Consider the following 12041-nt stretch of genomic DNA (forward strand, 5'->3'; position numbering starts at 1 on the left):
AGTAATTTATACTATATAAATCAAATTTATAAGGATAAAATTACTTGAAGTTTTCAATTTACAAAATACTAAGGAGGAAGATTATGAAATTTGATATAATGGAGTTATTTGTGTATGGATTACCAATATGGGTAATAGTTAGAGTAATTTCACTTATAAATAAGCATAAGAATAAGGAAAAGTATATTTTTTTGAAAGAAATAATTGTTAATCTATTTATTCTTTATTTATTTATATTAATAAGTTTAGTTATCTTGCCAATAGATACAAATGAAAGCTATTTTTCGGGATTTACTATTTATGAAAAAATGAATATAAATCTATTACCATTTAAAGATTTTTTAGAAGGTGAATATAAAAATACAAATCTTCTAAAAAATAATTTAGTTGGAAACACCTTGTTGTTGTTCCCATTTACATTATATCTATGTTTAATAAAATCAAGTGTAAGAAATATTAAAAAGGCAATTGCAGTTACCTTTTTAATATCATTATCAATAGAAATTATTCAATTAATCATGAACTGCTTATCTATAGTTCCACAGTTAAGGGCTGTAGATATAGATGATTTGATAATGAATACTTTAGGTGGTTTTATTGCATACATTACATTTAAATTGTCTTATCGAGGAAAGCTTAAATATTTTATAGACAAGATATACATAAATAAAGAATTAAATAGTAACTCAAAAGAGGTTCTTGAGGATGATATTAAAAGTTATAAACACGATACTTTAAGAGAGGATAATTAAATTATAGTCAATGCTTAGTTTTATATATTATATTTAAATTTAAAATAGTTATCTATAAAAATTTGATGATAAATAAAATAAAGAATAAATAAGGTATTATCTAAAGGTGCAAAGTCACTTATAGATTACCTTTGTTTTTAAATGTAAAATAATAAATTAAATTTTTTAATACTTACTTTTCTTTAATTTAAATCGTTATATATAGTGACGGAGGTGATAATAGTGAGTGATGCTAGGATTATAGCACAAATAAAAGCAGGTAAAAAAGAATTGTTTGATACTTTAATTGAAAAACATTATAATAGCGTCTATTGTTATTGTTATCGCCATGTAGATAATCAAATGACTGCACAGGACTTGACTCAAGATGTATTTGTAACAGTTATAAAAAATATAAGTAATTATAAACATTATGGTAAATTTGAAAATTATTTATATGTTATTGCTAGAAATAAGTGTAAGGATTTTTGGAAGAAAAAACAACCCCTCTATTTAGAGTCACTAGACAAAGAGGAGTCTAAGCAAGAACTAGTAGATGTAGAAAACAAAATATTTGTAAAAGAAGCTTTGACTAAATTGCCAGAAGTAGAATTTGAAGTAGTAATTTTGCGGTATTATCATGATTTAAAATTTAAGGATATTGCTAAGATTATGGATTCAAGTGTATCTGTTACAAAGTATAGGATGAATATGGCCTTAAAAAAATTAGAAACATATATGGAAGGAGGTAAACTATGAACAAGAAAAAAATTAAAAAAAGTTTAATTGAGTATACAGTTCCTAAATATGAAGCTTCAGCTTTTGAAAAGACTATTGAAACCATACATAAAATGACGTTTAGTAATACTGATAAAAGAATGAATAGTATAGATTTTTTTATGTCTCAAATTGGTTTTATACGAAAAAGAACTTGGATTATGCAATTTCTAGTGTTATGTACAATATGTATATTGCTATTCAATACATCAAGAGATAATAACTCATTTTATGAGATGTTAGCCTTGGTTTCTGTAGCAGCTCCACTTTTTATATTGACCAATATAGAGGAGATAGCAAAAGTATATAATAATAGTGTATTGGAAATAGAATTTTCAACAAAAAATACATTACATAAAATTATTGCTACTAGAATGATTGTTTTTGGAGTAAGCGATTTATTATTTATGTGCGTTATCTTATTACTAGCAAAACAAATAATTGATATCAATATCTTGTATATAATAATTTATATATTAGTACCTTTTAACTTAATGTGTATTGGATGCTTAGAAATTATAAATAGAAATAAAGGTAGGTATACAAATTACTATTGTATGATTTATGGTATATCTCTTGTCTTGTTAATATTTATGCTTGGTACTTTCAAAAATAGTATATATCAATTTGAAGCAATAGACCAATGGTTAATTATTTTTTTAGTAACATCAGTAATATTAATATATGAAATAAAAAAAACATGGAAACATCTTTGTTCATTTGAAAACATTATCATTTAAATAATAAATAACAATATACAGTATTAGGAGGAATTGTATGGAACTGAGTTTAGAACGTCTAACAAAACAATATGATAACAAAATTATAGTAGATAGGATAGAATTCAAGCTAAATGAAGGTATATATGGATTATTGGGAGAAAATGGAGCAGGAAAAACAACTCTTATAAGAATGATTTGTGGGGTATTAATCCCAACTTCTGGAGAAGTGAAGGTAGATGGTAAAAATAATTTAGATATGGGAGAAGATTTTAGAGATATGATTGGATATCTTCCTCAAGACTTTGGATATTATCCAGACTTTACTGCAAAAGAGTTTATGTTATATATAGCTTCATTAAAAGGGTTAATTCCTAGCTACGCAAAAGAAAAATCACAAGAATTATTAGAGATGGTTGGATTATCAGGTGTAGTTAATAAAAAAATAAGAACATTTTCTGGTGGTATGAAACAAAGACTTGGATTTGCTCAAACGTTACTTAATGACCCTAAAATTTTAATACTAGATGAACCAACAGCAGGTTTGGACCCAAAAGAAAGAGTCCGTTTTCGTAATTTGATTTCAGAATTTTCTAAGGAAAAGATTGTAATTTTATCTACTCATATTGTATCTGATGTAGAACATATTGCAGATAAAATTTTAATACTGAAAAAAGGAAATCTCATTTTGGAGGGCTCAGTAGAAGCAGTAACATCGAAAATAGAAGATAAAGTATGGAAATGTGTGGTTAATAAAAATGAAGTAGATTATATGACTGGTAAATATTGTTTAGCAAATATTCATCACTCTGGAGGTGTTGCCACTCTTAGAATTATAAGTAATACAAAGCCACATGATAATGCATGTAATATAAGGCCAACATTAGAAGATTTATATTTATATTGTTTTAATGAAGTACTATAAATGTGTGTGAGGTGATAAATATGTCTACATTAATTAAATTTGAATTAAAAAAGATAATAAGAAGAAAATCTACAATAGCAGTTATTTTAGGAAGTTTGGTTTTAAGTATATTTCTTTTTGCCTTAATGCCACTTAAAGAAAAATCTTATGATGATAATGGAAAAGAGTATAGAGGTCTACAAGCTATTGAACTTGGAAAACAACAATCTAAATTAAACGAGGGATACATAACAGATAAAAAAGTAGAAAACTCAATCAGAAAATATCAAAAGATATTTAATAATCCAAATAATATTGTAAAAGATGAAAATGGTTTTTCAAATTTTAAACAAGATGTTTATTTGAGATTCTTTTACCCAAATAAAACTTTTTATAACTTTATAACAGAATCATATAGTGAACCAAATGATATTAATTCTATGATACTTCAATCAATATCATTAAAAAATAGAACTAATTTTTATAAGTTTAGAAATGAAAAGGTAAATACAATATTAAATAGTGAATATTCAGATGGAAATTATACACAAAAAGAAAAAGAATTTTGGTTATCTAAGAATAAGAAAATAAACGAACCCTATTTAAATGGATATTATGAAGGATGGAATTATTTTTTACTGGGTAGAGACCTACTAATTTTTACTATATTAGCTATATGTATAAGTATAGCTTCTGTATTTTCAGGAGAATATCAATCAGGCACTGATTCATTGATATTGTCTTCTAAATATGGAAAAACAAAAGTTATAACAGCTAAAATAATAAGTTCCTTTCTATTTGGTACAATTGTTTTTACAATAAATACAATTATATCTATTGGAATTCTTCTATTGTCCTTTGGAGTAGATGGATGGAATTTACCATTACAACTTACTGTAAGCTCAACACCATACCCAGTTACATTTTTACAGGCAACTTTATTGAGTATTTTGGTTATCTATATGATATTAATAGCATTAATTGGATTTACACTTTTATTATCCTCTTGCATGAAATCGCCTTTTCCTGTTTTAATTACAGATATAGCGTTGCTATTTATACCACTGTTCTTAAAATATAGTGAGACAAATTGGCTATATAATCAGATTCTTCGAATTTTGCCATCAAATGCTATTTCATTCTCATTTTCTGAGTATATAAACTACAGATTTGGAAGCTTAATAATAGATTTACCTACAATGATTATTTTTACAGGTTTAATATTATCAATTATTATTTTACCTTTTATTAAGAATAACTTTAGAAAACATCAAGTTAGTTAAAATACATAATATAAAAATAATAACATAAAAAAGATATAAACGAAGAATTCTTCATTTATATCTTTTTTAGATTATATTGAAATTAAACTTAGTAATAATTATATAATATGTATTTTAGATGCTATAAATCACAGTTATAAATAGACTGATTTTTGTACATCAGTTCTTACATTAACATTGCCTGCTTTTAAATTTTCTCCAATAGTAAGCCCTTTGTCTTTTAAAACATATTCAAAAGTCATTAATGGAACTCCACCTTTTCTACCACCTAATATTTCTTTACCTTTCAAATCATCGTAGGAGAAATTAGGCATTTTTTCTCTAGCAACTAAGAAACTCCCATCTCTTTTAGTTAATTGAGCAAAGTTTACAGCATAATCGTTTTTGTTTTGATTATATACATATATGGAAGCTTCAGGACCCATTAAGCCTACATTTGCTTCACCTGAAATTAAAGCTGCCATAGTTTTATCCGCACCTTGAGTATTTATAAGGTCAACCTTTATTCCTTCATCCTCAAAGAATCCTTTTGTAATAGCAGCATATTGTGGAGCATAAAAAACAGAATGAGTAACTTCTGCAATAGTTACTTTATCTAAATCTTTAGCTGAAGCAGAGTTATCATTTTTATCGTTAGAGTTAAAATCACATCCAGTTAAGCATATTGTACTCATAACAATAGAACTTGCAATTGCGATTATTTTTTTAAACATAATAAATACCTCCTATAAGACATCCGAATAATATATAATATTAAATATTTATTGTAGTTGTTACAAAAATATATATATATAGAATTTATTTCTACAAGAAGTTAAAAATAATTTTTATGTTTGACTTTCAAGTAATCAACTATATTAAATAGATTGTATTGATTATTTGTAAATTAAGATATAAAATTAAAACAGTAATATTTTTATATAAATTATATAGGCATAAAGTTTATTAATAATAGATATTAAATTAATCCATATAAACAATAATTTAATTCTATAAATTTAAAAATATTTTTATGTAAGGTAGTGAAAGTTTACATTTTATAATCTAACGAATATAGTTAAACAAGTACAGTTAAAATGGAGGAAATTAAATGAAACAAAATAAATATGACAATGATGAATTTTTTGGCAAATACAGTAATATGGACCGCTCTAAAAAAGGGCTTGAAGGTGCTGGAGAATGGCACACTCTAAAAAAAATGTTACCTGACTTCGAGGGAAAACGAGTATTAGATTTAGGATGCGGTTTTGGATGGCACTGTCAATATGCAGTTGAAAATGGTGCAGAGTCTGCTATTGGAATTGATATTTCAGAAAAGATGCTAAAAGAAGCAAGAAATAAAACAAAATCTGATAATATAAAATACATATGTATGCCCATTGAAGATATAGATTTCCCAAAAGATTGTTTTGATGTAGTAATTAGTTCTTTGGCTTTTCATTATATTCAATCATTTGAAGAGATATGTAAAAATATAAGCAATTGTCTTTCAAGCGGAGGAGATTTTGTATTTTCGGTTGAACATCCTATATTCACTGCATATGGAACTCAAGAATGGTACTGTGATAAAGATGGAAACAATTTACACTGGCCGGTAGATAACTATTTTACAGAGGGACTTCGAAAATCAAATTTTTTAGGTGAAGAAGTTATAAAATATCATAAAACATTAACTACTTATCTAAATACTTTAGTTAAAGCTGGATTTGAGATATTAGAAATCATTGAACCTCAACCAGAAGAGAAATTATTAAATACAATTTCTGAAATGAAAGATGAATTACGTAGACCTATGATGTTACTTGTTTCTGCAAGGAAAAAGTAATAAAAAATAGTGGAATTTTGGTTGCAAGTGATTATGGGCAAATTGGAGCAAACCTGGATGGTAATCTGCCATTGCTCTGCTATGCGGATTAAGTGGGCAAAAAAATGAGGAATATGTGGTTTGTTTCAGCTAACAGACTACATAGTAGTATAAACTAAAGGATGGTGAAAATAAATGAAACGGATATTTTTGGTTGAGGATGATAAGGCAATTGCTAAAAATCTTATGCTTTTGCTGCAATCGGAGGGATTTACAGTCACCCACGCTCCTACGCGAGGTGAAGCTATTGCCACACTTGCCAGTAATAAATTTGACTTGGCATTGATTGATATTTCCTTGCCTGATGGAAATGGCTTTACAGTTTGCACGGAAATTAAAGAAATTCAAGATATTCCCGTTATCTTTCTGACAGCTTCAGGCGATGAGGCGAGTGTTGTTACTGGACTGAATATAGGGGCAGATGACTATATAACCAAGCCTTTTCGTCCGCGTGAATTGATTGCGCGAATTGCAACTGCCCTACGAAAAAGTGGACGTTCAGAATCGGCTTTTGAAATCTGTGGGCTTCATGTAGATATGGCAAGTGGTGTCGTGAAAAAAAATGGCAATGAGGTTTTTCTTTCAGCTTTAGAATACCGCTTGTTGTTGGTTTTTATCAGTAACCCAAAAAGTATTATTACAAGAAGCAGGCTACTTGACGAATTATGGGACGCGGCGGGTGAGTTCGTCAATGATAATACATTGACTGTGTACATAAAGCGCTTGAGGGAGAAGATAGAGAGCGACCCAGCAAACCCACAAATAATTCTGACCGTTCGTGGTACAGGATATAGATTGGGGGGCGGTTATGCTTCGGAATAGTGAGTTTAAGAAGTTTGCCATTTTATTCTCTTTAATGGCTGTCACCACTGTAACACTTGGATTTGCAATAAATATGGCGGCGGGAATCCTTGCCATTGCTTCTGTTACTGCTTTTGGTGTAGCGTTTTTCTCTTTTACCAAAGCTCGATATGAAAGCATTGCACAGATTTCAAATCAAATCGATCTTGTGCTTCATAATGATGACCATCTGTATATTGGTGAATCGGATGAAGGCGAACTTTCCATTCTGCACAGCGAGATAACAAAAATGACGCTGTGTATTCGGGAACAAAATGATGCGCTAAAAAAAGAAAAAGAACATCTTGCCGATTCGTTAGCTGACATAGCCCACCAACTCCGCACACCTCTCACATCCGCGAACATTATTCTGTCATTGCTATCAAATAACCCTGATGAAAATCAACGAAAAGCATTAGTGCGGGAAACAGAGGAATTATTTGTACAGATGGATTGGCTGATTACTTCCCTATTGAAATTATCTCGCTTGGACGCAGGTATTGTAGTTTTCCAAAGCGAGCAGATAGATGTGAACAACTTGATATGCAACTCACTTCGACCATTTCTAATCCCAATTGAACTGCATAACATTGCTTTGCAAATAGACGTGCCTAAAGGAATGATTATTCAGGGCGATTCAGGTTGGCTTTCGGAAGCAATTCAAAATATTCTCAAAAATTGCATAGAAAGTGCAGGTGATAGTGGGAAGATTGAGATTGTTTGTGAGGACAACCCACTGTTTACTGAAATTGCTATCCATGACAGTGGAACAGGCTTTGAAAAAGAAGATTTACCCTACTTGTTTGACAGGTTTTATCGTGGGAAAAACTCAGAAGCCACAGGATATGGAATTGGATTGGCTCTCTGTAAGATAATTATAACACGTCAGGGGGGGACGATTACCGCAAAAAATCACCAACAAGGTGGCGCGATATTTGTCATTCGTTTCCCAAAGTGACTAATCTCTCACCTGAAAGTCACAGAGATGTAAGTTGAAAGTTATATTATATGGGTAAACCATAAGAAAGGAGACTTACATAATGGAGTTCTTAAAAATTGAAAATCTATGCAAGGTCTACGGCAAGGGCGAGAACCAAGTTACTGCACTTGACAATGTTTCACTTACAATAGAAAAGGGGGAGTTTACCGCAATCATAGGTTCATCTGGCTCTGGAAAATCTACATTGCTTCACGTCATCGGTGGAGTGGACGTACCAACAAGCGGAAAGGTGTATTTGGACGGGCAGGATGTATACGCCCAAAGCAATGAAAAGCTAGCCATTTTCCGCAGACGACAAGTCGGTCTGATTTACCAGTTTCACAACCTAATTCCCACTCTGAATGTTGTGGAAAACATCACTTTACCTATACTGATGGACAAGCGAAAGGTCAACGAGGAACGCTTGAATGACTTGATGAATCTGCTTGGGCTAAAAGACCGTAAAACACATTTACCCAATCAGCTTTCTGGAGGTCAGCAACAGCGAGTTTCCATAGGACGTGCTTTGATGAACGCTCCAGCGGTCATGCTTGCTGACGAACCCACAGGCAGTTTGGATAGCCGAAATGGTCATGAAATTATCAATCTACTGAAATTAAGCAATAAAAAATATCGTCAAACCCTTATCATCGTCACACATGACGAAAATATAGCCTTGCAAGCAGACCGCATTATCTGCATATCAGATGGCAAAGTGACACGAGATGAGAGGAGGTAGATAGATCATGAACATTTTCAATAAAGTTGCTCTGCAAAACATGAAAAAGAGACGCACACGAACGATTGTAACGGTTATCGGAGTTGTTCTGTCTGCTGCCATGATTACAGCAGTTGCTACACTTGCTATTTCCCTGCAAAACTATATGGTAAATGGCTCGATTGAGAAGTATGGCGATTGGCACGTCGAGTTTCTGGACGTTAATCCCTCTTTCGTACAGGAACAGACAGGAAACGATGAAGTTGCAAATACCGCAACATTTGAAAATATTGGCTATTCAACGCTTGATGGTAACAGAAATCCGAGCAAGCCATATCTTTTTATAGCCGGATTCAGCAAAGAAGCCTTTGATACTTTGCCTATAACTTTGATTTCTGGAAGATTACCTGAAAACAGTGATGAGATTCTTGTTTCTGGGAAAGTTGCAACAGACGGTGGCGTCAAATTCGCGGTGGGTGACACTATTTCCTTGCCCGTGGTAAACCGTATGAATGGAAATAAGAAGCTTAGTCAGAGTGATCCATATACTGCTGGGGATGAAACTCTTGTGTCACAAGGCGAGAGAAGCTATACAGTTGTTGGGACCTACCGAAAGCCTGTATTTGAGGAATCTTCCGCACCAGGATACACATTGATAACCAAAGCGGATGCACAAGTCAAATCGGACAGCCTCAGCCTGTTTGTCACGTTGAAAAATCCACATCAGGTTCATTCCTATACAAGAAGCACTGGAGACCATGCTTACGTTTTAAATGATAATGTGTTGCGTTTTATGGGCATTTCCGACAACAACTTGTTCAATATGCTTTTGTACTCAGTTGGGGGTATTGTAGTCGCCATAATCATGCTCGGCTCGATTTTTCTAATCTATAATTCGTTTAACATGTCGTTGAACGAACGCACACAGCAGTTCGGAATCCTTTCATCTGTTGGAGCAACAGCAAAGCAGCTACGTAATTCGGTGCTGTTTGAGGGTCTTTGCATTGGTGCTGTTGGAATACCGATTGGTGTTGCGGTTGGTATAGTCAGTATTGGGCTTGTGATTTCTGTTATCGCAAAAAATTTTGCAAATGTTCTCTACACCAACGTCTCTTTGACCTTGACGTTGTCCATCCCCGCAATCGTCGTTGCGGCAGTGGTCAGCATGGTTACCATCTTAATCTCGGCTTATATTCCGGCCAGAAAGGCCGCTAGCAAACCAGTGATGGAGTGTATTCGCCAGACGAACGAGGTAAAAATCGAATCCAAAGCCGTGAAAATATCAAAGCTCGCACAGCGTATTTACGGTCTGGAGGGAACTCTTGCACTGAAAAATTTTAAAAGAAACAAGAAACGCTATCGTAGCATTGTGTTGTCGCTTGTTTTAAGCATAGTGCTGTTCATATCAACTAGTGCTTTGGTAGCAGATCTGAAACGGGTTTCAAATCAGGCGTCAGAGGTTACTGACCAGGACATCATTTTTTCCACACAGGATATGAATGACAGCAAAATGCTACAGCTTTACGATAAACTGAAGACTGCCAATGGTGTTTACGAAGGCTTGTATCAAGAACTTATGACCTATTCATGCGTTGTTAAAGTAAGTGAACTTACAGATGATTACTTGAACTATGAGGGTTCACATTCGCCACATGAAACGGTTGATATGCCAGTAGATATACAGTTTCTTGATGACAGTACTTATCTCAATATTATCAAAGATTTGGGGTTGCCAAAAGAAGAATATACTGGGCAAAATGCAAAAATGATTGCCGTTTCTATGATGGTGGAGGATGACCATACTATTGATATCTTCACAAATTCTTCTACGAATGTTGACCTTACTCCTGAAACCAATGACGATTCAAAGGTGTCCAAGAGACAAAACGTAAACATTGCGTTTGTCAAAACCGTGCCACCAGATTCTCCCCCAGGCATCAGAAACTCCAAGATGAGAAAAGCCTCCTTCAGAGTGCTGGCACCTTATTCTGTCAAAGATGCGTTTGAGACTCCAAATGCTTCTACAGGAATTAAAAGTCTGAGCTTTCAATCAAAGAATCCCACTCAGTCAGTTGTAGAAATGGAGAAAATCATCGAGAGTGAGGGGATTACAGCCGAGTACAACCTGTACAATATGTATGGAATGATGGACGAAAACCGCAATTACATCTTCATTGCCAACGTGTTCGCCTATACTTTTATCATTATGATCTCACTGATTGCAGTCGCCAATGTGTTCAACACAATTTCCACAAATATTAAGCTGCGCCGTCGTGAGCTTGCCATGCTTCGCTCTGTGGGAATGTCTGAACGCGATTTCCAGAAGATGATGAATTTTGAGTGTGCCTTTTATGGAATGAGGGCTCTACTCTTTGGACTTCCTATAGCGGTAATTTCTTCCTGGCTAATTCATAAAGGAATGGTCACGGATGATATAGATTTTGTACTTCCATGGGCCAGCATCGGAATCAGCGTATTTGTCGTTCTCTTTATAGTGTTCATTACAATGTTGTATGCCATTAGTAAGATAAAAAGAGAAAATATTATTGATGCACTTAGGGATGATATGACTTAATAGAAAATTAAAGAAATATCTGTGTGATTGAGTTCAAATGATTCACAATCGTTCTGAAAGGCGATTTAGACATTGAAAATACAGAATTCATAATATAGAAGTAATGTGAATTAGATTAGGGGTTCTTATGAACCCCCTTTCTATTTTTTGTATGAAAAAGGAGATAATTCAAATTTTTATTTTGAGACATCCCCTTTATCTATTTTTTATTATATGTAAAATAATAATCTTATACCTCTACATAGTATATTTCATTTCCATTTTCTTCTATAAGCTTTTTTAAATCTTTAAACTTTAAAAATACAGTAGCAGTATTGTCATTTGGATGTATACCTATTTTATCCATTTTTAATAAATCTTTATCAAATACAATTTTTACAATAGCATCGGTATCATTTAATATACCAAAAGGTGTTACAGCTCCCTTAGTAAGTTTTAGATATTTTTCAAGTCTTTCTTCAGAAGCAAAACTAAGAGGTTTACTATCAATTTTTTGGCGTATATCCTTTAAATCTGCTTTTTTATCCTTACCTAAGACAACTAAAAAGTGCTCTTTACCCTTAGAATCGCGAAGGAATAAATTTTTTACAACAAACTCCATTTGTAGTGTTTTTAATTGTTCCATTTCATCAATTGTATAGACTGCAGGAT

12 protein-coding genes are annotated in these 12041 nt (G+C 32.5%); 10 read left to right on the forward strand and 2 right to left on the reverse strand.

What is annotated here, in order from left to right:
- Positions 1-83: 83 nt before the first annotated feature.
- The 5 genes from KGF52_RS18245 to KGF52_RS18265 all read left to right on the forward strand — a co-directional run bounded on the left by KGF52_RS18245 (position 84) and on the right by KGF52_RS18265 (position 4414).
- On the forward strand, positions 84-752 hold the full coding sequence (locus KGF52_RS18245; RefSeq protein WP_227841163.1) for a VanZ family protein: 669 nt from the start codon (positions 84-86) through the stop codon (positions 750-752).
- Positions 753-974: 222 nt separating this feature from the next.
- Positions 975-1490 (forward strand): RNA polymerase sigma factor, encoded by a 516-nt coding sequence (locus KGF52_RS18250; protein ID WP_227841164.1) that lies wholly within the window; start codon positions 975-977, stop codon positions 1488-1490.
- Positions 1487-2248 (forward strand): hypothetical protein, encoded by a 762-nt coding sequence (locus KGF52_RS18255; protein WP_227841165.1) that lies wholly within the window; start codon positions 1487-1489, stop codon positions 2246-2248. Before KGF52_RS18250 ends, KGF52_RS18255 begins: the two co-directional genes overlap by 4 nt.
- Positions 2249-2285: 37 nt before the next feature.
- Positions 2286-3152 (forward strand): ABC transporter ATP-binding protein, encoded by an 867-nt coding sequence (locus KGF52_RS18260; protein ID WP_227828078.1) that lies wholly within the window; start codon positions 2286-2288, stop codon positions 3150-3152.
- A gap of 20 nt (positions 3153-3172) precedes the next feature.
- Positions 3173-4414, forward strand: a complete 1242-nt coding sequence (locus KGF52_RS18265; protein WP_227841166.1) for an ABC transporter permease — start codon at positions 3173-3175, stop codon at positions 4412-4414.
- Between the two features lie 134 nt (positions 4415-4548).
- Here the strand turns inward: KGF52_RS18265 and KGF52_RS18270 are convergent, their stop codons facing one another.
- Complete coding sequence (locus tag KGF52_RS18270) at positions 4549-5127, reverse strand: ABC transporter substrate-binding protein (protein ID WP_227841167.1); 579 nt, start codon at positions 5125-5127, stop codon at positions 4549-4551.
- A gap of 377 nt (positions 5128-5504) precedes the next feature.
- On the opposite strand from KGF52_RS18270, the gene KGF52_RS18275 reads away from it, so the two are divergent.
- The 5 genes from KGF52_RS18275 (at position 5505) to KGF52_RS18295 (ending at position 11390) form a co-directional block, all read left to right on the forward strand.
- Positions 5505-6239 carry a class I SAM-dependent methyltransferase gene (locus KGF52_RS18275; RefSeq protein WP_227841168.1) on the forward strand — a complete coding sequence of 245 codons (735 nt, stop codon included), beginning with the start codon at positions 5505-5507 and terminating at the stop codon, positions 6237-6239.
- Positions 6240-6413: 174 nt separating this feature from the next.
- The gene (locus tag KGF52_RS18280) at positions 6414-7100 is read left to right on the forward strand and encodes a response regulator transcription factor (RefSeq protein ID WP_227841169.1); all 687 of its coding nucleotides are present in this window, start codon (positions 6414-6416) and stop codon (positions 7098-7100) included.
- Entirely contained in the window at positions 7087-8076 is a 990-nt protein-coding gene (locus tag KGF52_RS18285) for a sensor histidine kinase (protein ID WP_227841170.1), read from the forward strand. Before KGF52_RS18280 ends, KGF52_RS18285 begins: the two co-directional genes overlap by 14 nt.
- A gap of 82 nt (positions 8077-8158) precedes the next feature.
- Positions 8159-8836, forward strand: coding sequence for an ABC transporter ATP-binding protein (locus KGF52_RS18290; protein WP_227841171.1), 678 nt, complete (start codon positions 8159-8161; stop codon positions 8834-8836).
- 7 nt (positions 8837-8843) lie between these two features.
- Positions 8844-11390: an ABC transporter permease gene (locus KGF52_RS18295; protein ID WP_227841172.1), complete on the forward strand. Its 2547-nt coding sequence runs from the start codon at positions 8844-8846 to the stop codon at positions 11388-11390.
- Between the two features lie 229 nt (positions 11391-11619).
- On the opposite strand, the gene KGF52_RS18300 is transcribed toward KGF52_RS18295, so the two are convergent.
- The coding region (locus tag KGF52_RS18300) for a prolyl-tRNA synthetase associated domain-containing protein (RefSeq protein ID WP_227841173.1) at positions 11620-12041 on the reverse strand (422 nt) is incomplete at its 5' end.

It is taken from the genome of Clostridioides sp. ZZV15-6597 (assembly GCF_020657815.1).
In the GTDB taxonomy this organism is placed as follows: Bacteria; Bacillota; Clostridia; order Peptostreptococcales; family Peptostreptococcaceae; genus Clostridioides.